Annotated in this window: 22 protein-coding genes; 1 reads left to right on the forward strand and 21 read right to left on the reverse strand. The window is 60.4% G+C overall.

The window, feature by feature from the left end:
- Window positions 1–2: 2 nt before the first annotated feature.
- The 21 genes from HYN24_RS12845 to HYN24_RS12945 form a co-directional block, all read right to left on the reverse strand.
- On the reverse strand, window positions 3–908 hold the full coding sequence (locus HYN24_RS12845; protein WP_117609618.1) for a D-alanine--D-alanine ligase: 906 nt from the start codon (window positions 906–908) through the stop codon (window positions 3–5).
- Window positions 905–2311, reverse strand: coding sequence for a UDP-N-acetylmuramate--L-alanine ligase (gene murC / locus HYN24_RS12850; RefSeq protein ID WP_117609619.1), 1407 nt, complete (start codon window positions 2309–2311; stop codon window positions 905–907). Before murC ends, HYN24_RS12845 begins: the two co-directional genes overlap by 4 nt.
- Window positions 2308–3366, reverse strand: coding sequence for an undecaprenyldiphospho-muramoylpentapeptide beta-N-acetylglucosaminyltransferase (murG, locus tag HYN24_RS12855; RefSeq protein ID WP_117609620.1), 1059 nt, complete (start codon window positions 3364–3366; stop codon window positions 2308–2310). Before murG ends, murC begins: the two co-directional genes overlap by 4 nt.
- Window positions 3363–4526: a putative lipid II flippase FtsW gene (ftsW, locus tag HYN24_RS12860; protein ID WP_117609621.1), complete on the reverse strand. Its 1164-nt coding sequence runs from the start codon at window positions 4524–4526 to the stop codon at window positions 3363–3365. Before ftsW ends, murG begins: the two co-directional genes overlap by 4 nt.
- Entirely contained in the window at window positions 4523–5875 is a 1353-nt protein-coding gene (gene murD, locus HYN24_RS12865) for a UDP-N-acetylmuramoyl-L-alanine--D-glutamate ligase (protein ID WP_117609622.1), read from the reverse strand. Before murD ends, ftsW begins: the two co-directional genes overlap by 4 nt.
- 3 nt (window positions 5876–5878) lie before the next feature.
- Entirely contained in the window at window positions 5879–6982 is a 1104-nt protein-coding gene (mraY, locus tag HYN24_RS12870) for a phospho-N-acetylmuramoyl-pentapeptide-transferase (RefSeq protein ID WP_117609623.1), read from the reverse strand.
- Window positions 6982–8352, reverse strand: coding sequence for a UDP-N-acetylmuramoyl-tripeptide--D-alanyl-D-alanine ligase (murF, locus tag HYN24_RS12875; protein WP_117609624.1), 1371 nt, complete (start codon window positions 8350–8352; stop codon window positions 6982–6984). Before murF ends, mraY begins: the two co-directional genes overlap by 1 nt.
- Window positions 8349–9821 (reverse strand): UDP-N-acetylmuramoyl-L-alanyl-D-glutamate--2,6-diaminopimelate ligase, encoded by a 1473-nt coding sequence (locus tag HYN24_RS12880; RefSeq protein ID WP_117609625.1) that lies wholly within the window; start codon window positions 9819–9821, stop codon window positions 8349–8351. The genes murF and HYN24_RS12880 overlap by 4 nt, the downstream gene beginning before the upstream one ends.
- On the reverse strand, window positions 9821–11569 hold the full coding sequence (locus tag HYN24_RS12885; protein ID WP_117609626.1) for a penicillin-binding protein 2: 1749 nt from the start codon (window positions 11567–11569) through the stop codon (window positions 9821–9823). Before HYN24_RS12885 ends, HYN24_RS12880 begins: the two co-directional genes overlap by 1 nt.
- Complete coding sequence (gene ftsL / locus HYN24_RS12890; RefSeq protein WP_117609627.1) at window positions 11569–11829, reverse strand: cell division protein FtsL; 261 nt, start codon at window positions 11827–11829, stop codon at window positions 11569–11571. Before ftsL ends, HYN24_RS12885 begins: the two co-directional genes overlap by 1 nt.
- Complete coding sequence (gene rsmH, locus HYN24_RS12895) at window positions 11829–12755, reverse strand: 16S rRNA (cytosine(1402)-N(4))-methyltransferase RsmH (RefSeq protein ID WP_117609628.1); 927 nt, start codon at window positions 12753–12755, stop codon at window positions 11829–11831. Before rsmH ends, ftsL begins: the two co-directional genes overlap by 1 nt.
- Window positions 12752–13198, reverse strand: coding sequence for a division/cell wall cluster transcriptional repressor MraZ (gene mraZ, locus HYN24_RS12900; RefSeq protein ID WP_117609629.1), 447 nt, complete (start codon window positions 13196–13198; stop codon window positions 12752–12754). The genes rsmH and mraZ overlap by 4 nt, the downstream gene beginning before the upstream one ends.
- A 300-nt stretch (window positions 13199–13498) precedes the next feature.
- A complete protein-coding gene (locus HYN24_RS12905) occupies window positions 13499–14740 on the reverse strand; it encodes a sensor domain-containing diguanylate cyclase (protein ID WP_117609630.1) in 1242 nt (413 codons plus the stop codon).
- 74 nt (window positions 14741–14814) lie between these two features.
- Window positions 14815–15516, reverse strand: coding sequence for a DsbC family protein (locus HYN24_RS12910; RefSeq protein ID WP_117609631.1), 702 nt, complete (start codon window positions 15514–15516; stop codon window positions 14815–14817).
- 9 nt (window positions 15517–15525) lie between these two features.
- Window positions 15526–16689 (reverse strand): UbiH/UbiF family hydroxylase, encoded by a 1164-nt coding sequence (locus HYN24_RS12915; RefSeq protein WP_117609632.1) that lies wholly within the window; start codon window positions 16687–16689, stop codon window positions 15526–15528.
- A 40-nt stretch (window positions 16690–16729) separates the two neighbouring features.
- Window positions 16730–17098, reverse strand: coding sequence for a hypothetical protein (locus HYN24_RS12920; RefSeq protein ID WP_117609633.1), 369 nt, complete (start codon window positions 17096–17098; stop codon window positions 16730–16732).
- A 58-nt stretch (window positions 17099–17156) separates the two neighbouring features.
- Window positions 17157–17456, reverse strand: a complete 300-nt coding sequence (locus HYN24_RS12925) for an HU family DNA-binding protein (RefSeq protein ID WP_117609634.1) — start codon at window positions 17454–17456, stop codon at window positions 17157–17159.
- 223 nt (window positions 17457–17679) lie between these two features.
- Window positions 17680–18327, reverse strand: coding sequence for a NapC/NirT family cytochrome c (locus HYN24_RS12930; protein ID WP_117609635.1), 648 nt, complete (start codon window positions 18325–18327; stop codon window positions 17680–17682).
- Entirely contained in the window at window positions 18327–18776 is a 450-nt protein-coding gene (locus HYN24_RS12935) for a nitrate reductase cytochrome c-type subunit (protein ID WP_240327675.1), read from the reverse strand. Before HYN24_RS12935 ends, HYN24_RS12930 begins: the two co-directional genes overlap by 1 nt.
- Window positions 18777–18844: 68 nt before the next feature.
- Window positions 18845–21358: a nitrate reductase catalytic subunit NapA gene (gene napA, locus HYN24_RS12940; protein ID WP_117609637.1), complete on the reverse strand. Its 2514-nt coding sequence runs from the start codon at window positions 21356–21358 to the stop codon at window positions 18845–18847.
- On the reverse strand, window positions 21355–21615 hold the full coding sequence (locus HYN24_RS12945; protein WP_117609638.1) for a chaperone NapD: 261 nt from the start codon (window positions 21613–21615) through the stop codon (window positions 21355–21357). The genes napA and HYN24_RS12945 overlap by 4 nt, the downstream gene beginning before the upstream one ends.
- Window positions 21616–21905: 290 nt before the next feature.
- Here HYN24_RS12945 and ahpC point away from each other — a divergent pair, with 290 nt between their 5' ends.
- Complete coding sequence (ahpC, locus tag HYN24_RS12950) at window positions 21906–22469, forward strand: alkyl hydroperoxide reductase subunit C (protein ID WP_117609639.1); 564 nt, start codon at window positions 21906–21908, stop codon at window positions 22467–22469.
- Window positions 22470–22499: the final 30 nt, after the last annotated feature.

Genomic DNA, 22499 nt, shown 5'->3' on the forward strand with positions numbered 1-22499 from the left:
GCTCAGTCGTTAGTGGCGAGTTCAAGGACCCGGCGGACCAGCGTCGGGTAATCCATACCACTGACGCGGGCGGCCATTGGCACCAGCGAGTGGTCGGTCATGCCCGGTGCCGTATTCACTTCGAGGAAGTAATGCTTGCCGTCTTCGTCCATCAGGAAGTCAACCCGGCCCCAGCCGCGCCCGCCCAGAATACGGAAGGCCTCCAGGGCACCCTTGCGGATTTCCATTTCCTTGGCCTCCGGCAGCCCGCAGGGACAGCGATACTGGGTGTCGTCCCGGTTGTATTTGGCTTCGTAGTCGTACCATTCGGTGGCCGGTTCGATCTTGATGATCGGCAGCGCCTGATCACCGATGATGCCGACCGTGTATTCGCCACCCATGACCCCTTTTTCAGCGATCACCAGCGGGTCGTGACGCGCCGCCTCGACATAGGCCGCCTTGAGGCTGCCACGTTCCTTGACCTTGCTGACGCCAATCGACGAGCCTTCGCGAGCCGGCTTGACGAAGAGCGGCAGGCCAAGTTCTTCCTCGATGTCGGCAAAGTTCGAATCAGCGGTGAGCAGGGCATACTCGGGAATAGCCAGACCGGCCGCCTGCCACATCAGCTTGGTGCGGAACTTGTCCATGGCCAGTGCCGACGCAAGTACGCCGGAACCGGTATAGGGAATGCGCATGACTTCGAGTGCGCCTTGAATGGTGCCGTCTTCGCCATGCCGGCCATGCAGCGCGATGAAGGCGCGGTCATAGCCTTTGAGCGCATCGAGCGCCTGCGTTGCCGGGTCGAAGGCGTGGGCATCAATACCCTGCCCCTGCAGCGCGGCCAGCACTCGCGAACCGCTGTTGAGGGACACCTCGCGCTCGGCGGAGGTGCCACCGAAAAGGACTGCAACTTTACCGAACCCGCTCATTTGAACTCCACCACCTTGCCCGGCACGGCACCGATCGAGCCGGCGCCCATGCACAACACCACGTCGCCATCGCGGGCGACATCCATGATCGTTTGCGGCATGGCCGCGATATCTTCAACAAAGACCGGCTCGACCTTGCCGCCGACGCGCAGGGCGCGGGCCAGCGAGCGGCCATCGGCAGCGACGATGGGGGCTTCACCGGCAGCGTAGATTTCGGCCAGCAACAGGGCATCGACGGTCGACAGGACTTTGACGAAATCCTCAAAACAGTCGCGTGTCCGGGTATAGCGGTGCGGCTGGAAAGCCAGCACCAGGCGGCGACCGGGGAAGGCGCCACGGGCCGCAGCCAGCGTTGCGGCCATTTCGACCGGATGGTGGCCGTAGTCGTCGACCAGCGTGAAGCTGCCACCCGACGTGCCATCCTCATTGCGCAGGGCTACTTCGCCATAACGCTGGAAGCGGCGGCCGACGCCCTTGAACTCGGCCAGCGCCTTGACGATGGCAGCGTCGGCGACCTGCACTTCGGTCGCCACGGCGATAGCGGCCAGCGCGTTGAGCACATTGTGAAGACCCGGGGTATTGAGGGTGATGGCCAGACGCGAGGTCGTCCCATTGACCCGCACGCAATCGAAGCGCATCTGGCCGTCGGCGGCGACGATGTTTTCGGCGTAGAAATTGCAGTCTGAGGACAGGCCGTAGGTAATGATCTGCTTCGGCACCCGCGGCATGATGGCGCGGACATTGGCATCGTCACCGCAGAGCACGGCCACGCCATAGAAGGGCAGGCGATTGAGAAACTCGACGAAGGCGCTTTTCAGGCGCTCGAAATCGTGGCCGTAGGTTTCCATGTGGTCAGCGTCGATATTGGTGACCACCGAGATGACCGGCGACAGGAAGAGGAAGGAGGCATCCGACTCGTCGGCCTCGGCGACGAGAAAGTCGCCACTGCCGAGCCGGGCATTGGCACCGGCCGCATTGAGGCGACCGCCGATGACGAAGGTCGGGTCGACGCCACCTTCGGCCAGAATGCTGGCCACCAGACTGGTTGTCGTCGTCTTGCCGTGCGTGCCGGCGATGGCGATACCGTGCTTGAGGCGCATCAGTTCGGCCAACATCTGGGCGCGCGGCACGACGGGAATCTTTCGTTCGCGGGCGGCAATGACTTCCGGGTTATCGGCCTTGACTGCCGTTGATGTCACGACGGCATCAGCGCCGGCAATGTTTTCGGCGGCGTGGCCGATCATCACCTTGACGCCCTCGCCTTCGAGACGACGGGTAGTGGCGCTCGCCGCCAGGTCCGAGCCGGTGACCGCATAGTCAAGGTGGGCCAGCACTTCAGCAATGCCGCTCATGCCCGAACCGCCGACACCGACGAAATGGATGTGTTTGACCTTGTGTTTCATGTCGCGCTCTCTGCACAGATGTTCGCCACTTCTTCGGTGGCATCGGGCTTGGCCAGACTGCGGGCCTTTTCGGCCATTTCCTGCAACTGACCACGGGAGTAATTGCGGATCAGGGCAATCGATTCAGGCGTCAGTTCGCTTTGCGGCAGCAGGAAGGCACCGCCGACATTGACCAGGAAGCGTGCATTGCCGGTCTGGTGATCATCAACCGCGTGCGGGAAGGGAACCAGAATGCTCGCCACGCCAGCTGCCGCCAGTTCGGCCACAGTCAGGGCACCCGCCCGGCAGATGACCAGATCAGCCCATTCGTAGGCACCGGCCATGTCGTCAATGAAGGAAACGCAGTGGGCCTGAACGCCAACCGCTGCGTAATTGGCCTTGAGCGCCTCGATGTGCTTCTCGCCGGCCTGATGGACGATTTCCGGCTGGTCGCTGGCGCCGAGCAGGGAAAAGCCCTTGGGCACCATCTCGTTGAGCGCCTGGGCGCCAAGGCTGCCGCCGATGATGAGCACATGCAGAGGCCCGGTCCGCGCGGCAAAACGTTCGGCCGGAGGAGCCATGCGGGCAATCTCGGGACGCACCGGATTGCCGGCCCAAACACCCTTGCGCAGGACATCCGGAAAACCGGTGACGATGTGATCGGCGACACCGGCCAGCACCTTGTTGGCCAGCCCCGCCACCGAATTCTGCTCGTGCAGGATTAACGGCACACCCTTCAGCGCAGCCATCATGCCGCCCGGGAAGGTAATGTAGCCACCCATGCCGAGAACCACGTTAGGCTTGACCTGACGAATGGCCTTGAGGGCCTGCCAGAAACCGCGCAGAAGATTGAACGGCAACAGCAACTTGCGCAGAAGGCCCTTGCCGCGCAGGGCAGCAAACTTCAGATTGACCATCTCAAAACCGTGCTGCGGTACGAGGCGGGCTTCCATACCCTCCGGATTTCCCAGCCAGACGACGCGCCAGCCGGCGTCGTGCAGGGCATGCGCGACGGCGAGGGCCGGGAAGATGTGGCCGCCAGTGCCGCCAGCCATGACAAGGATGGTCTTGCTCATAATTTTCCACCTCTCATCAACTGCCTGTTCTCCCAGTCGACCCTGAGGAGAATGGCCAAAGCCACGCAGTTGGCGAGGACTCCTGAACCGCCAAAACTCATCAGCGGCAGGGTCAGACCCTTGGTCGGCAGGAGGCCCATGTTGACGCCCATGTTGATGAAGGACTGGACACCGAACCAGATGCCCATGCCCATGGCGACCAGCGCCGGGTAAAGACGATCAAGCTGGACACACTGGCGGCCGATGGCAAAGGCGCGCTGCACGAGCAGGGCGAACAGGGCAATGATGGCGACGACGCCGAAGAAGCCGAGTTCCTCGGCGATCACGGCGAGCAGGAAGTCGGTGTGGGCTTCCGGCAGGTAAAACAGCTTTTCGACGCTAGCGCCAAGGCCGACGCCAAACAATTCGCCACGACCGAAGGCAATCAGCGAATGCGACAACTGGTAGCCCCGCCCGTAAGCATCAGCCCACGGGTCCATGAAGCCGAAAACGCGGTCGCGCCGGTAGGGCGAGACAATGATCATGACGGCGAAGGCAATGAGCAGGCCGACGATAAGCAGGGCAAACAGCCGCGCCTTTAGACCACCGAGGAAAAGAATGCCCATGGCGATCGAAATGATGACGACGAAGGCCCCGAAGTCCGGCTCCTTGAGGAGCAGCATGCCGACCACCGCCATGGCGCCGAACATCGGCAGGAAGGCCTGTTTGAGGTCATGCATGACGTTGATCTTGCGCACCGTGTAGTCGGCAGCGTAGAGCACGGCGAACAGCTTCATCAGTTCTGACGGCTGGAGGTTGGCAAAGCCGAGCGACAGCCAGCGACGCGCCCCATTCACATCACGCCCGATACCGGGAATCAGCACCAGGGCGAGCAGGGCGACACCGATCATGAACAGGTAAGGTGCATTTTTCTGCCATAGCGACAGCGGCACCTGGAAAGTCACCGCTGCAGCAACCAGCCCGATGCACAGGAAGATGCCGTGGCGGACCAGGTAGTAGGCCGGCTGATGCCCGGTGAAGCGGCCACCTTCAGCGATGGCGATGGACGCCGAATAGACCATGACCAGCCCTGAAAACAGCAGGATCAGCACGCTCCACAGGAGGGCGTAGTCGATCTCGGCCACTTGCCGGCGCGGCGAATCGAGGACGCCGAGCATCATGATGACAGCCCCTGCACCGCGTCGATGAAAGCCTCGGCCCGGTGCGCGTAGTTGCGGTACATGTCGAGACTGGCGCAGGCCGGAGAGAGCAGGACACAATCACCCGCTTGTGCTTGAGCGGCAAGCCAGCGGACAGCTGCTTCCATGTCGCCAAGGATGCGCGTCGGCACACTACTGCCTTCGAGGGCCATGCCGATGGCGGCGGCATCACGGCCGATCAGCGCCACGGCCCGGCCGTGCTTTTCGAGTGCCGGCTTGAGTGGTGAAAAATCCTGCCCCTTGCCGTCGCCACCAAGCACGATGGCGACCGGACGACCCATGCCTTCGATCGCCGCCAGCGTCGCACCGACATTGGTACCCTTGGAGTCATCGACGTAGAGCACGCCATCAATGTCGGCCACGGTTTCGACGCGATGCGGCAGGCCGGAAAAAGACTTGAGCGGCACCACCAAACGGGATGCCTCGACGCCAATAGCTTCGCACAGGGCAAGGGCGGCCATCACGTTGGCGGCATTGTGCAGGCCCGACAGCTTGATCTGGTCCAGCCCGACAATGGGCTCCTTGCCGCGGCAGACACAACCGTTGGCCAGACCGTAATCGACGCCACGCGGTGCGGCATTGAGGCCGAAGGTGATCATCTGACGACCACAACGGCCATTAGCCATCGACCAGTCGTCGTCGCGATTAAGGATCATTGCCCCCTTGCCCTTGAAAACCCGCGACTTGGCGGCAGCGTAGTTGGCCAAACTGCCCTCGTAGCGATCGAGATGGTCTTCCGAGATATTGAGGACGGTGGCTGCGGCGGCATTCAGGTGATGTGTCGTCTCGAGCTGGAAGCTGGACAGCTCGACCACCCAGACCTGCGGCAATTGATCGGCATCCTGCGCATCCATCAGGGCATCGAGGGCGGACGGCGAGATGTTGCCGCAAGCAACCGCCGACACACCGGCACCGTTGAGCAGATGGGCAGTCAGGGCCGTCGTCGTGGTCTTGCCGTTGCTGCCGGTAATGGCGATGATCTTCGAGGCCGGCACCTGTTCCCGCACGCCGGCTGCGAACAGTTCAATTTCCGAAACCAGCTTGTCGGCATAGGCGGCGATCGCCGGCGTTGCCTTGGCCACGCCGGGCGACAGGGCGACCAGTTCGGCGCTGGCAAAGGGTTCATCGACGAAGGGTCCGGCAACCAGTTCAGCACCGGGCGCAACCTGCGCCAGGGCGGCAACATTGGGCGGGGTTTCGCGCGAATCGGCAACGCGGACCAGCGCGCCCTGGCGATGCAGCCACTTGGCCATCGCCAGTCCGGACTCACCGAGTCCGACTACCAGAACGCGTTTGCCCCGAAGTTCCATGTTCTAACGCAGCTTCAGCGAAGAAAGCCCGATAAGCACGAGCATGATGGTGATGATCCAGAAGCGGACGACGACCTGCGTCTCCTTCCAGCCGGTTTGTTCAAAGTGATGGTGCAGCGGTGCCATGCGCAGGATGCGACGGCCCTCGCCAAATTTTTTCTTGGTGTATTTGAAGTAGCTGACCTGCAGCATTACCGACAGGGTTTCGACAACGAAGACGCCACCCATGATGAGCAGTACGATTTCCTGCCGCAGGATCACTGCCACGGTGCCAAGTGCCGCGCCCAGCGACAGGGCACCGACGTCGCCCATGAAGACTTCTGCCGGATAAGCGTTGAACCACAGGAAGCCAAGGCCGGCCCCGGCTATCGCACCGAGCAGGATGCACAACTCGCCGGCACCCGGCACGTAAGGAATGAACAGATACTTGGCGAGTACGGCATGACCGGTGACGTAGGCGAAGATGGCAAAGGCCCCGGCGATCATGACGGTCGGCATGATCGCCAGACCATCCAGACCGTCAGTCAGGTTCACCGCATTGCTGGTACCGACGATGACGAAGTAGGTCAGCGTGATGAAACCGATGATTCCGAGCGGGTAGGCCACCGTCTTGAAGAAAGGCACGATCAGCTCGGTCTGCGCCCCGGACTTGGCCGAATAGGCAAGGAACAGCGCAGCACCTAGGCCGAGCACCGACTGCCAGAAATACTTCCAGCCGGCCGACAGGCCCTTCGGGTCACGATAGACCACCTTCTTCCAGTCGTCGTACCAGCCGACGATGCCGAAGCCGAGGGTGACAACGAGCACGGTCCACACGTACTTGTTGGTCAGGTCGCCCCAGAGCAGGGTCGTGATACCGATGGCGATCAGGATCAGCACGCCGCCCATGGTCGGCGTACCGGATTTGACAAGGTGGGTCTGCGGACCATCGGTGCGCACTGCCTGGCCGATTTTCTTGGCGGCCAGCCAGCGGATGACAGCCGGGCCGGCAGCGAAGGAAATGAGCAGCGCGGTCATCGTCGCCAGCACGGTACGCAGCGTGATGTAGTTGAAGACGTTAAAGAAGCGAACGTCCTGGGCGAGCCATTGGGCAAGTGCCAGCAGCATCAGTGTTTCTCCTCGGGGGTAGCGGGTACGGCCAAGGCATCGACCACGCGCTCCATTTTCATGAAGCGCGAGCCCTTGACCAGGACGGTGGTTTCCGGCCCCAGCTCCTTGTCGACCGCAGCAATTAGCTTTTCCACGTTGCAGTAATGTTTGGCGCCTTCGCCGAAATTGCGCACGGCCTGCTGGGCGGCATCACCGAGGGCGAACAGGCGGTCAACACCCTGACTCTTGGCGTAGCCGCCGATTTCGTCGTGATATTGGCCGCTGGCCTCACCGATTTCGCCCATGTCGCCGAGAACCAGCAACTTGCGGCCAATGGTCGCGGCCAACACGTCGATACCAGCGCGGACCGAATCCGGATTGGCGTTGTAGGTGTCATCGAGGATATCGGCCCCCTTGTGGCCATCCCGCCGTTGCAGGCGGCCCTTGACGCCTGCAAAGGCATCCAGGCCGGCGGCCACGGCGGCCATCGGCACACCGGCCGCCAGACAGGCGGCAGCTGCGGCAACGGCATTGCGAGCGTTGTGCCGACCGGGAATGCGCAGGATGATTGCCGCCTCACCTTGCGGGGCAACCAAAGCGATGCCGATTTCCAGTCCATGCTGATGGACGACACCGGCCACATCGGCCGCCTGGTCGATGCCGAAAGTGCTGACCCGATGCGACCCGGCCATACTGCACCAGAATGCCGCGTAGCCGTCATCAGCATTGATCACGGCGACGCCGTTCGCTTGCAGGCCGCCATAGATGCTGCCTTTTTCCCGAGCCACTTCATCGAGGTCGCCCATGCCTTCAAGGTGGGCGCGCTGAGCATTGGTCACCAGCGCCACGGTCGGGGCACCGATCCCCGCCAGGTAGGCAATTTCACCCGGATGGTTCATGCCCATCTCGATTACGGCGGCCCGATGCGAGGCGCGCAGTCCGAGCAGGGTGAGCGGCAGACCGATGTCGTTGTTGAGATTGCCCCGCGTCGACAACACGGCAGCGCCAAAGGCGGCCTTGAGAATCGAGGCGATCATTTCCTTGGTCGTCGTCTTGCCATTCGAACCGGTGACGGCAATGACCGGCAAGGAGAACTGGGCACGCCAGGCTGCCGCGAAGCGCCCAAGGGCGAGACGTGTGTCATCGACCAGCACGGCCGACACGCCGACCGGCAACTTGCTCTCGTCGGCGACCAGCAGGGCAACAGCCCCGGCCGCTACGGCCTGGGCAAGAAAGTCATGGGCATCGAAACGCTCGCCGCTCAAAGCAATGAACAACTGCCCCTCAGCGACCGTACGGGTATCGGTAGAAACACCGGTCACCATGACATCGTGGCCGATCAGGCGGCCTTGTGTCGCCTGGGCGACTTGTGACAGCAGCCACTTCATGCCGCGACCTCCTTGTTTTCCGGATTGCGCATAGCCAACGCTGCGCCGGCTTGCTCGACATCGGAGAAGTGATGACGAACACCAGCGACTTCCTGATAGGACTCATGGCCCTTACCGGCGAGCAGGACGACATCCGCCGCATCAGCTTCGCCGATGACACGGAGAATGGCGGCGGCCCGGTCAACCTCGACTTCGGCCTGGGACATACCGGCAACAATGGCGGCAATGATGGCCTGCGGGGCTTCGCTGCGCGGATTGTCACTGGTCACCAGCACACGGTCAGCCAGCCGCTCGGCCACTTCGCCCATTTGCGGACGCTTGCCCGGATCGCGGTCACCGCCGCAACCGAAGACGACACACAGGCGGCCGCCCCGCGAGTTGGCCACCCCACGCAACGCGCCCAGCGCATTCTCGAGGGCATCAGGGGTATGGGCATAATCCACGACGATCAGGGGCTCGCCCTGGCCACCGACGCGCTCCATGCGTCCCGGCGGCGGCATAAGCTCGGAGAGGCGACGCGCCACTTCGACCGCCTGCACGCCGGCATCGTGCAACACAGCAGCCACGGCCAGCAGATTGGAGATGTTGTAGCAACCGACCAGTCCGCTATCGACCACCGCCCGGCCATTCGGCACAACCAGGGTGAAGCGCTGACCAAACGGCGTATCGACCAGATTTTCGGCCCGTACCAGCGCGGGATAATCGCGCCGCTGCTCCCCAATGGCGTAGCCGAGAATACGCTGCGCCGTCGTTTCGCGTGACAGGATGCGACCGAGTTCGTCATCCAGATTAATGACGGCCGTGCGCAGACGCGGCCACAGGAAGAGCTTTTTCTTGGCCTCGGCGTAGGCTTCCATGGTGCCGTGATAGTCGAGGTGATCGCGCGTCATGTTGGTAAACACCGCGACATCGACTCGGGCACCGTTCATCCGCCCCTCCTCGATACCGATCGAACTGGCTTCGAGGGCACAGGCGGCAGCCCCCGCCGTGCGGAATTGCGCCAGATAGCGCATCAGCGTGGTGGCTTCGGGGGTTGTAAAGCCGGTTTCGGTGAGCCCATCCGGAAAACCTGCACCGAGCGTACCAATGATGGCACACGGTTTCGGATAGGCCTTGGCCAGACACTGGCTGATCGTCGTCTTGCCATTGGTGCCGGTGACAGCAATCAGTGACAAGCCTTCGCTAGGGTGGCCATAAACAGCATGCGCCAAGGGGCCGGCCAGCGGGCGAAGCGACTCCACCGACAGATTGGCGACCTGGAACGAGAAGTTGAAGTCGCCACCCGGTTGCCAAAGGACTGCTACCGCCCCGCGCGTCAGGGCATCGGCGATGTAACGACGGCCATCGGCCAGATCGCCGGGATAAGCCAGGAAGATATCGCCCGGCAGCACCTGACGACTATCGTCGGCAACGCCGGTTGGCACGACGCCCATCGCTTCAAGCTGGTCGAGAAGTTGACGCGGCGACATTACAGCTTGCCCTTTCCAGCTTCTGCTTCGGCCACCTGAATCGGCGCATCCGGGGGCACGCCGAGGGTACGCAGGGCACCGCCAACGATCTGCGAAAACGCCGGGCCGGCCACATCGCCACCATAGTGGGCGCCACCGGTCGGCTCGTCGATCATCACCGCGACAACCAGGCGGGGATCGCTGATCGGTGCGATACCCACAAAGGAAGCGACGTATTTGCGGGCATACACACCACCCTCGATCTTGTAGGCTGTCCCCGTCTTGCCGCCGACCCGATAACCGGCGACGCGCGCTTTGGGCGCGGTTCCTTCGGGCTGGACCGCCATTTCCAGCATGATGCGCAGCTCCTTCATGGTCTGCGGCGAGAAAACACGGACACCATGCGGTGGGGCGTCGTCGATCTTGGTCAGCGACAGCGGCATCAACTCGCCATCATGGGCGAACACGGTATAGGCCCGGGCCAGCTGGACAAGGCTAACGGCAATCCCGTGGCCATAGGACATCGTCGCCTGTTCGATCGGCTTCCAGTTCTTCCACGGGCGCAAGCGGCCATTGACCTCGCCGGGGAAGCCCAGGTTGGGAGCCTGCCCAAAACCGACGCTGTCGAACATTTCCCACATTTCCTTGGGCGGGAAGCCGAGGGCAATTTTGGTCGTGCCAACATTGGACGACTTCTGGATGACCTGAGCAACGGTCAGCGCGCCATGCGGGTGTGCATCTGAAATGGTGGCGCTGCCAATGGTAAGCCGGCCGGGCGCGCAGTTGATGATGGTATCGAAGCGCACCTTGCCTTTTTCAAGGGCCAGCGCGGCGGTAAACGGCTTCATCACCGACCCCGGCTCGAAAGTATCGGTGATGGCACGATTACGCAGTTGCGCTCCGGAGAGGTGCTCACGGTTATTCGGGTTGTAGGTCGGCCAATTGGCCAGCGCCAGGATTTCACCGGTGCGTGCATCGATCACGATGGCACCGCCAGCCTTGGCATTGTTGGCCTCGACCGCCGCCTTGAGCTGGCTGAAAGCGAGGTACTGAATTTTCGAGTCGAGGGCCAGGCGAACATCCTTGCCATCCTGGGGCGGCTTGGTGGCGCCGATGTCCTCGACGATGTTGCCGCGCCGGTCACGAATCACGGTGCGGCTTCCGGAACGCCCAAGGAGGCTGTTCTGGAAGGCCAGTTCGACACCTTCCAGCCCCTTGTCGTCGACTCCGGTAAAGCCCACGATATGGGCCGTCATGTCGCCAGTCGGGTAAAAGCGGCGATACTCTTTTTCCTGATGCACGCCGGGAAATTTCTGGGCCCCGATGCGATCAGCCGTCTCCGGGGAAACCTGACGCTTGACGAAGGTAAAGGTCTTTTCGGAAGCGAGCTTGCCATCCAGCTCACGGACATTCATGTCGAGCAACCCGGCCAACTGGCGCTTCTGTTCGCCCGTCATCGTCCGTGCATCGCCAGGAATGGCCCAGATGGTCTTCATCGGCGTTGACACGGCCAGCATGTCGCCGTTGCGATCGACAATTTTGCCGCGCGAAGCCGAGATCTCGATGTCGCGCAGATAACGTGAATCGCCTTTTTGCTGCAGGAAATCATTGTTGATAACTTGCAGATAGAAGCCGCGCGCCACCAATGCGAGAAAGGCTGCCATCAGGAGCAGCCCCACCGTGCGCGAACGCCAGCCTTGCAAGGCCAGTTGCAACACCGGGCTTTCCGTAAAGCGATGGCCCCGCTGCGGACGGCGACGAACGCCCATCAGCGCACTCCCTTCGACGCGACGGCGGAATTCGGCGTCACCATGCGCAGGCGCTCACGGGCAATTTTTTCGATACGAGGATGGTTCGCCCATGTCGACATTTCGAGCTGCAGTTGCCCGTATTCGACATCGAGCTGGCGAGCCCGCTCCTGCTCCGCCTCAAGTCCCTGGAAGAGCTTGCGGGCACGGTGCTGGGAGGTAACAACGCCGAGCGCGCAAAAGACGACAACAAGGAGAAGGATGACATTGAAGCGCAACATTACAGTTTCTCTGCGACCCGCATCACAGCACTACGCGCCCGCGGATTGGCGCCAATTTCCGCCACGGAGGGTTTCATCGGCTTGCCAAGCAGGCGCAGCTTCGGCTTCGGCAACTGATCAGCGCGCAAGGGCAAGCCCTTGGGCAGATCATCGGCCGTCGACTGGGCGCGCATGAAATTCTTGACGATGCGATCCTCCAGCGAGTGAAAGCAGATCACCACCAGCCGACCACCTGGCTTGAGCAAGCCAAGTGCCTGCGGCAGGGCTACCTCCAGCTGGCGGAGCTCTTGATTGATATGAATCCGTAGAGCTTGAAAGCTGCGCGTCGCCGGGTCCTGCCCTGGCTCACGGGTGCGCACGGTCTCGCGTACGAGGGCCGCGAACTGACCTGTTGTGACAATTGGTTGTTCGACCCGAGCAGCCACAACCTTCTTTGCAATCTGGAAAGCAAACCGTTCTTCGCCATAATTTCTAATGACCTCCGTTATGTCCCGTATTTCGGCCCGTGCCAGCCACTCGGCTGCCGTCTCGCCCTGCGTCGTATCCATACGCATGTCGAGCGGCGCGTCGTAGCGAAAGCTGAAGCCGCGCTCCCCATCGTCGATTTGCGGCGACGACACCCCTACATCAAACAAGATCCCATCCACATCGCTAACCCGCGCGTCGGCAGCCGCCTCACACAGCTCGCCGAAAGCACGATGGACCAGCAAAAACCGGGAATCAGAAATAGCCGCACCCGCCGCAATCGCTTGCGGGTCGCGATCAACCGCCACCAGGCGGCCACTTTCATTCAGCGCAGAAAGAATCCGGCGGCTATGGCCACCGCGCCCGAAGGTGGCATCGATATAAGTACCGCCGGCCTTGATCGCCAGCGCACTTACCGCCTCCTCGAGCAGCACCGTCACATGGGCGGCACCGCGGGTCACAGGACAATATCCCCGAAGCCCGGCGGCAAATCGCCGGACAGCGCCTCGGCAGCCAGATCGTTCTGCTGCCTCCAGCCAGCCTCACTCCAAATTTCGAAGTGCGAGCCCATACCGACCAGATAGACGGTCTTTTCGAACTTGGCGTAATCGCGCAACTCCGGGGCAATCAGGATACGACCCGCCGAATCCGGCTCCTCGGTGCGCGCATTACCAACCAGCACGCGTTTGATTGAAGCCGAACGAGGATCAAGGCTGGATGCCTTGAGAATCTGTTCGCGGATCGGCTGCCAGGCGGGCGACGGATAGAGCAGGAGGCAGCGATGCGGATGCGCGGTCAGCACCAGCGAGCCTTCACTGGCAGCGAGCAGGGCGTCACGGTGCCTTGCCGGTATGGCAAGCCGTCCCTTCGCATCCAGATTAAGTGCTGCTGCGCCTTCAAACATTTCCCGTCTCGCTCCTCGTTTTCCCACTTTTCTACACGTTTACCCACTTTAGAACAACGAATGCACTCAGTCAAGCGGGAAATCGGATTTTTTTCTTATGCAACAAGGACTTACAGATGTTTTCTGCGACGATTTTTGAGGAAAATTACCCTTAAAAATCAATGCGAGAACATCGACACTTAAAGTGACTTATCAGGAGTGGGAAAGCTTGGGATATTTGCTCGCAAGCCGACGCCGCATAAAAATCAGCAGGCAAGGAAGCTCAACTAACCAGCAGGCCATCGGCCCGCCGCGATCGAATCAAGCCGAAAAAACGGAAACCCTGTTCCTGCCGTCGTTCTTGGAACGATAAAGGGCCCGATCGGCGCACCGGGTCAGTTCGTCCGGTGTCTTGCCATGCTCGGGGAAGGCAGCCACCCCAAGCGAAACAGTGAAACAGACAGGTGCTCCACCAGCCGGAACGGCTAGCCGTTCAACCGCCTCCCGCCACGCCTGTGCGCGCTGGATGGCAGCATCGAGCGGCATGTTGGGGAGCAGGATAAGGAACTCCTCGCCACCATAGCGACAGGCAACATCCTCGGCCCTGACGTTGGCCAGCAGGGTTGCTGCCAGCATGCGCAAGGCCTCGTCACCCACCTGGTGACCATGGGTATCGTTGACCTGCTTGAAGTAATCGATATCGAGCATCACCAACGACAACGGCGCTCCCTCGCGACGGGCGCGGGAAACCTCGCGTTCCAGTGTTTCATCGAGATAGCGCCGGTTATAGAGACCGGTCAGGCTGTCGCGCACAGCCAGATCCTGAAGCGCCGTCTGCAGACGGCCAATCTCCTCGATGCGGGCGTGCAATTGACGATTGGTTTCGCGCAAGGCCAGTTCTGCCGCCTTGCGTTCGCTGACGTTGCGCGTAATCCCGAGAATCGTATGGGCCACCCCTTCGGCATTGTGCAGGTAACTCGACACCACTTCGGTCTGAATCACCTCGCCGCCCCGGCACACCTTCTCCAGCTCGCTGACCACCACCTTGGCGGTCTTATCGCCAGCGGCGATACGGCGCAGGCTTAGATCAATGTCGCGCGCCAGCCGCGCCGCAGAATCCGGCGTAAGACAGGCATCGAATGGCCGACCCACCAGATCCTCCGGCAAATAACCGCACAGTTCGGTAATCGAAGGGCTGACGTAGGTGTAGCAGCGTGATGCAATATCGAGCGTCCAGATGACGTCATGGCTGTTTTCCGCCAGCATGCGATAGCGCGCCTCACTTTCCATCAACCTGGCGGCTATCACACCCTCTTCTTTTTCCACCCGCAACAGGCGAATCAGGAGCAGCGACAAGGCAAGGAAAAGCAACAGCGCCGAAACCGCTGCGACACCAAGGCCGGGATTTGACCCCACGGTAAAATCATCACCCTGCAAACCTCGCGCACCGAACAAAAACAGAATCAGTGCAACGCCCAGCCAGGTGAACAGAAAAAACAGCACCAACCGAAGACGCGCCCCAAAGGTTCGTCGGTTCTTGTATCCGGAGGGGCTTATATCCATCAGCCAATCATGCCATTCGGATCATCAAATCACAACAGCCCCAGCCAGCGACACCTCGGCACCAAAGCCGTTGCTTATTTTGCCTGACTGAGCTTCTGCTCGATCCGGGCCAGCGGAATGGCCCCGGGAACACGCTCGCCATCGGCAAAGAACATGGTCGGCGTACCGGTGATATTGAGTTTGCGGCCAAACTCCTGATTCTTGGTCACCGCTGTCGTGTCGCAGTCCTCACGCCCAGCCGGCGCCTTGCCGTCGACCATCCAGTCGTTCCATGCCTTGGCGCGATCAGCCGAGCACCAGATCTGCTTGGATTTGCGGACAGAGTCCTCTGAGAGGATGGGCAGCAGGAAGGTGTAGACCGTAACGTTATCGAGCTTCAGCAACTCCTTGGCCAGACGTTTGCAATAACCGCAGTTGGGATCCTCGAAGGTGGCCAGGGTGCGCTTGCCATCGCCGCGCACCTGCTTGATGGCGCGATCGAGCGGCAAGTCGCTGAATTTGATGGCGGACAGCTTCTTCATGCGCTCTTCGGTAACATTTTTCATGGTCTTGCCATCGATCAGAGGACCGACAATGATCGCCGTACCCTTTTCATCTGTATATACGATATTGCCATCAGCAAAGACTTCGTATAAGCCCATGAAGCCAGACTTGGTGACGCTTTCCACCTTGGCGCCAAGTTTGCTCTCCATCATTTTGCGGACTTCTGCCTCATCGGCCGCTACGTTCAGGCAAAACGTCATAACCAAAACCGTCGGCAACAATTTGTTCAACATGTGAATCTCCTAGAGGGCGCCGAGCGCATAGCGCACCAGGGCATTTTTGATTAGAGGCAGCCCGTTGGCCATATCCAGGCCAAAGTTGCGCAAGGGGCGCAAACCGGCAGGCGAAGCCTTGAACATACGACGCAGGCTGTCAGTGGTCGTCTGCATCAATACGGTTTCCTCGCGACGCGCCCGCTGATAACGCTGCAGGAATCGTTCCTGCCCGATATCCTGCCACGGCTGGGTGGCCGCCAGCTGAGCGGCAAGCACCATAGCATCCTGAAATCCGAGGTTGATGCCATGACCGGACAAGGGATGAATACCATGCGCCGCATCACCGACCAGAGCGAGACGGGGCGCAACGGTCTTCGGGACGCGCATCAGACGCAAGGGGAAGGCTGCCGGGGAAGTAAGTTGTTCGAGCTGACCGAGCACCCGTCCGCCAGCATCTGCCACCCGCTCACAGAGCATCTCGGGCGACAGGGCACAAAGTTGGTCAGCATGGTCATCTGGACTTGACCACACGATAGAGATGCGGTTCCCGGGCAAAGGAAGATAGGCCAGCACACCATCGTCGCGAAACCACTGGAAGGCGGTATTGTTATGCGGCCTTTCCGTAGCGAAATTGGCAACCAGGCCTTTTTCGCCATATGGCGTATTGACCGCAGCCAGTCCGGCAGCCTGACGCACCCACGAATCGCGACCATCAGCACCGACCAGCAGACGGGCCGACAACACCGTGCCATCGGAAAGGTGGAGGACGGCTGCATCCTGGCGAAACTCGAGCGAGTCAGGCCGGGCCGGGCAGAATAACGTGAGATTGCCCTGGCGCTTGGCGCTTTCCCAGAACTCGCAGGCCATCTGCGATGACTCAAGGATCCAGCCCAGTTCGGGAACGCCAGTCTCAAAAGCGGAAAAATCGAGTCGGCCGCCGTCATCGCCATGAATTTGCATGGTGCGGATGGGGGCCATTCTGGCCGCATCGAGATGGCGCCAGGCACCGATCGCCTCAAGAAACGAGACATTGGCCGGACTGATCGCGTAAATGCGCGCATCCCAGCCCTCCGGCAGACGCGGAGGCTGGCTTTCGACGAGCGCGATACGCAGGCGAGTGTCGCGCAGAGCGAGAGCGAGACTGGCGCCGGCCAGCCCACCACCAACGATGATCAGATCAAACTGCTGCATGACGGCGATTATGCCGCTTCAGGGGAATGAAACAAGCAGATCAGGCGGGCGTGCCGCCAGTGCCGCCACCACCGCCGGTTTGCGGCTTGTTCGGGCGGGGCCGACGATTGTTGTTGGTGCGCGGGCGATGCTTCTTCTGCTGCTGGCCCGGGCCACCACCGGGATTGCCACCCGGCTTGCCGTGCTGCATGTTGCTACGTCCGGGATTGCCCCCCAGCGGCTCGTTGCTGGAGATACGGTTACCCGGTGCGAGCTGAATTTCCAGCTCGATGATTTCGTCCCACTGTTCGTCGGTGCGATCTCGCTCGGGAATCGAGAGAAGATCACGCAGGCGGCGACGCGTATCGGGCGGCGGTGGCGCTGCAGCGACGGGAACTTCGGGCGGGTTTTCTGGATTGGGATTGTTCATTGCAACTTAAAAAAAGCGGAGCCCGTCAAAGACGAACCCCGCATTCGATAACACCGGATTACTTCTTCTTGGCGGCGGTCTTTTTAGCAGCGACCGAAGCCTTGAAAGCCGTACCAGCAGTAAATTTCGGAACCGTGGTAGCGGGAATTTTCAGCGTAGCGCCGGTTTTGGGATTCTTGCCGGTGCGCGCTGCGCGCTTGGCGGACTTGAAAGTACCGAAGCCAACAAGTGTAACTGACTCCCCTTTGGTAACGGTCTTAACCACCGCTCCGATAATTGCAGACAGCGCCTTGTCAGCAGCAGCCTTGGTTATACCAGCTTCTTTTGCAGCAACTTCGACCAGCTCGGATTTATTCATCTAAGTGCCTCCTAGTTACCTATCAATGTTTAAGAAAACTGGCCGTCGGAACGGCAGCACAATAAAAGTAGCACACCTTTTTAAATAAGTGTTGGCCCAAGAGTGCCTATTTGCGGGCGATTGCAAGAAAATTTGTAATATTCATACGTCAGCCACACGCTTTAGCCCAAAAAGACAAACCCGGCGACTTGCCGGGTTTGTCTTGAGGTGCGCAAAAACGAGCCTATTTGCTCTCGGGCTTGGCCTCTTCCCTGGCCGGCTCGGCTGGCTTTTCGCCATGCGAGATAGCAACGGCACCATCATTCTGCTTGCCGATATGCTGGTCAATGGCCGGCAGTTGGTGGGCAATTCCCTTGTGACAGTCGATACACGTCTTGCCTTCGATAAAGGCTTGCGGATGCTGCCGGGCGGCACGATTGCCCTGCTCGGTATAGTCCATGTAGTCGAAGCGGTGACAGTTACGACACTCTTGCGAATCGTTCGCCTTCATCCGACGCCATTCGTTCTGCGCCAGCTGACCACGTTTGGCGTTGAACTTCTCCGGCGTATCGATGGTCCCGAGGATCTTGTGCAGGACTTCATTGGACGCCTGGATCTTGCGGATCATCTTGGGGCCCCACTCCTTGGGGACGTGACAATCCGGACAGGTGGCACGAACCCCGGTCCGGTTGGTGTAGTGCACCGTGTTTTGATATTCGCGGAAGACGTTTTCCTCCATTTCGTGACACGAGATACAGAACGCTTCCTTGTTGGTGGCCTCCAGGGCCCAGTTGAAGCCCCCCCAGAAGACAATACCGGCGACGAACAGGCCAAGAACAGTGACCAGCCCGATGCGTTTGACCCATGCGGGCGTGAATTTATCGAGACTCATCATTCCCCCTTCTTGGCAGCCGGCTTATATATATTGGCGACGAGCGGCTTGGCGTCGAACTGCGGCACGTGGCACTGCATGCAGAAATAGCGGCGCGGCGAAATATTGCTTTGCTTCTTATCTTCGCGGTCCAGGTAGTGCGACTTGGCTACCTTGGTCGCCCCGGTTTCCTCGGCGCGCTCCTTGGAGTGGCAGTCCATGCACTTGTTGAAGTTCTGCGTGATGTTGTAACCCTTGATGCTGTGCGGAATCAGCGGCGGCTGTTTCTGGAAGTTGCGCGGAATGACGCTCTGTTCCTTTTCGGGACGGAACATGTCAACCTTCGAATTCCCCTCGATCGACTCGATACCGATCTCATTCACCCGCAGTTCCTGCGCGCTGACGCCTCCAGCTCCCCCGAGGAGCATGCCGGCGGCCAAAGCCAGAGCAGTGATCAATCTCATATTCATTACCTCCGATGAACGGCCGAGGCGCTGCCACCGGCCGCTTTTTCGCTCATTTTTGTCGTTAACCGTCATCAGACCCGAGTGACCTTGACCGCACACTTCTTGTAGTCCGTTTCCTTGGAAATCGGACAGGTGGCATCCAGGGTCAGCTTGTTGACCAGACGACCGGCATCGAAGAAGGGGATGAAGACCAAGCCACGTGGCGGCTTGTTGCGGCCGCGCGTTTCAACCCGGAGCTGGATTTCTCCACGCCGCGAAGCCACCTTGACCTCCATGCCGCGCTGCAGTCCACGCGCCTTGGCATCATCCGGGTGCATGAAAACGACGGCATCCGGGAAAGCCTTGTACAGCTCGGGAACACGGCGGGTCATCGAACCGGTGTGCCAATGCTCAAGGACGCGACCGGTCGACAACCACATGTCGAATTCTTTGTCCGGCGACTCGGCTGGCGGCTGGTAGGGCAGCGCGAAGATCACTGCCTTGCCGTCCTTGTGGCCGTAGAACTTCACGCCCTCACCCTTCTTGACGTAAGAGTCATAACCTTCGCGGAAGCGCCACAGCGTTTCCTTGCCATCGACCACCGGCCAGCGCAGGCCACGCGCCTGGTGGTAGGTATCGAACGGCGCCAGGTCGTGGCCGTGGCCTCGCCCGAAGGCAGCGTATTCCTCGAAGAGCCCCTTCTGAACGTAGAAACCGAAGTGCTTGGACTCGTCGTTATCGAAGCCGGAGGCCGTTTCGCCGACTTTGTACTTGTTCACCACACCATTGGCAAAAAGGGCGTCATACATCGTCTTGCCCTTGAGCTTGGGCGCCTTGGCGAGCAATTCGGCGGGCCAGACCTCCTCCAACTTGAAACGCTTGGAAAACTCCATAACCTGCCAAAGATCGGAGCGTGCCTCGCCCGGGGCCTTGACCTGCTGCCGCCAGAACTGGGTACGCCGCTCGGCATTGCCGTAGGCACCTTCCTTCTCGACCCACATGGCGGTCGGCAGGATGAGGTCGGCCGCCATTGCCGAGACGGTCGGATAGGGGTCGGAGACGACGATGAAGTTCTCCGGCTTGCGCCAGCCCGGATAGAGTTCTTCGTTAATGTTCGGTCCGGCCTGCATGTTGTTGTTGCACTGCTGCCAGTAGAAATTGACCTTGCCGTCCTTGAGCGCCCGGGCCATGGCCACGGCGTGGAAGCCGATCTTGTCGGGGATGGTGCCTTCGGGCAGCCCCCACAACTCTTCCGTGTGCTTGCGATGATCCGGGTTGGTGACGACCATGTCGGCCGGCAAACGATGCGAGAAGGTACCGACCTCCCGTGCCGTACCGCAGGCCGACGGCTGCCCGGTCAGCGAGAAGGGGCTGTTGCCCGGCTCGGAAATCTTGCCGGTCAGCAGGTGGATGTTGTAAACGAGGTTGTTCGCCCAGGTGCCGCGCGTGTGCTGATTGAACCCCATGGTCCAGAATGAAATGACCTTGACCTTGGGATCGGCGTACAACTCGGCCAACGCCTTGAGATCCTTCTCGGCCACGCCGGACAGCTTGGAGACCTTCTCGACGGTGTATTCGGAGACGAATTTCTTGAACTCGTCAAAGGTAATCGGCTCGGACTTTCCGGTATCGCCCTTCGGCTTGCCGTCGGCATCCGGATAACCGTTGCTCGTCGCGTTCTTTTCCAGGGCATGCGTCGGCCGCAGACCGTAGCCGATGTCGGTGGCGCTCTTCTTGAAATTGATGTTCTTGTCGACGAAAGCCTGATTCACCTTGCCGGTCTGGATAATGTAATTGGCGATGTAATTGAGGATCGCCAGATCCGTCTGCGGCGTGAAGATCATCGGAATATCGGCCAGCTCATACGAGCGGTGCTCGAAGGTCGACAGCACGGCGACCTTGACCCCCTTGTTCGAGAGCTTGCGGTCGGTGATGCGGGTCCACAGGATCGGGTGCATCTCGGCCATGTTGGAGCCCCACAACACGAAGGCATCGGCATGCTCGATGTCGTCGTAGCAACCCATCGGCTCGTCGATACCAAAAGTGCGCATGAAACCGGCAACCGCCGAAGCCATGCAGTGACGGGCGTTGGGATCGAGGTTATTGGTGCGGAAACCGGCCTTCATCAACTTGGCGGCGGCGTAGCCCTCCCAGATCGTCCACTGCCCCGAACCGAACATCGCCAGGCCGTTCGGCCCCTTGGCCTTGAGCGTCGCTTTGGCCTTTTCTTCCATGATGTCGAAAGCCTGTTTCCAGGAAATCGGCGCAAAATCACCGTTCTTGTCGAACTTGCCGCCCTTCATGCGCAGCATCGGCGTCTTCAGACGATCCGCGCCGTACATGATCTTCGACAGGAAATAGCCCTTGATACAGTTGAGGCCTCGATTGACCGGCGCATCAGGGTCGCCCTGCGTCGCCACGACACGCCCTTCCTGGGTTCCGACCAGAACGCCACAACCCGTTCCGCAAAAGCGGCAGGCTGCCTTGTCCCAGCGAATCTCGTCCTTCCCCTGCGCCACGGCCGTACCGGACGCCGACAAACCTGCTGCCGACATGGCCGCTGCTGCTGCATTGGCCTTGATGAAATCGCGTCGATTGAGCTTCACGCCTCTACCTCCTCGGTATCTACTGATTCGTCGTCGCTGAATTGATAAACCATGGCCACCGATGCGACGCCGGGAACGCCATGTAAGGCCACATATTTGTCAGCGGCCGAATTGGTATCGTCGTCCTCGAGCGTGACGACCACCTTCCCCTCCGCACTCCGGGCGTGAATTTCCACCCCGGCCATCCGGAGAAGCGCCGCACAGGCCTCATCGAGGCGCTCCGGGGCGATATAAATAATGGCGCTGGAAATGTTCATCCGGCCGACCTCCTCAAGCTTCGGTAGCCCAATGCAACCGTGGACAGCAGTGTTCCCGATAGCACCGTGCCATGAATTTGATGCGCATCAAATTCACAGCCAAGGATCATTCTTGCCTAGTACCAATGGCGTATTTGACTAGTTCCATTTAGCTAGACAGGCCCGACTGAGCCGCAAGGAACCCATGCAAGAACGCTATCGATTTTATTTAAGCAATCAATTGGATCAATTTTTGCACCCTGCCTACCATTCACTCCGTACCTATCACTCAACCCACTCAGGAGAAACTCATGTCGCTCATCAACACCCAAGTTCAGCCTTTCAAGGCACAGGCCTTCCACAATGGCAAGTTCGTCGAAGTCACCGAAGCCAACCTGAAGGGCAAGTGGTCCGTCGTGATCTTCATGCCGGCTGCCTTCACCTTCAACTGCCCGACGGAAATCGAAGATGCCGCCAACAACTACGGCGAATTTCAGAATGCTGGCGCCGAGGTATACATCGTCACCACCGACACCCACTTCTCGCACAAGGTCTGGCACGAGACCTCGCCGGCCGTGAGCAAGGCCCGCTTCCCGCTCGTCGGCGATCCGACCCATCAGCTGACCCGCGCCTTCGATGTGCATATCGACGAAGCAGGCCTGGCCCTGCGCGGCACTTTCGTGATCAATCCGGACGGCGTCATCAAGACCCTGGAAGTGCACGACAACGCCATCGCCCGTGATGTCTCGGAAACCCTCCGCAAGCTGAAGGCGGCGCAATACGTTGCCAGCCACCCGAACGAAGTCTGCCCGGCCAAATGGAAGGAAGGCGAAGCCACCCTGGCTCCGTCGCTCGATCTGGTCGGCAAAATCTGATTAGTTTTTAGTTATTGGTCGTTAGTTGCC

The organism is Dechloromonas sp. HYN0024 (assembly GCF_003441615.1).
GTDB lineage: Bacteria > Pseudomonadota > Gammaproteobacteria > Burkholderiales > Rhodocyclaceae > Azonexus.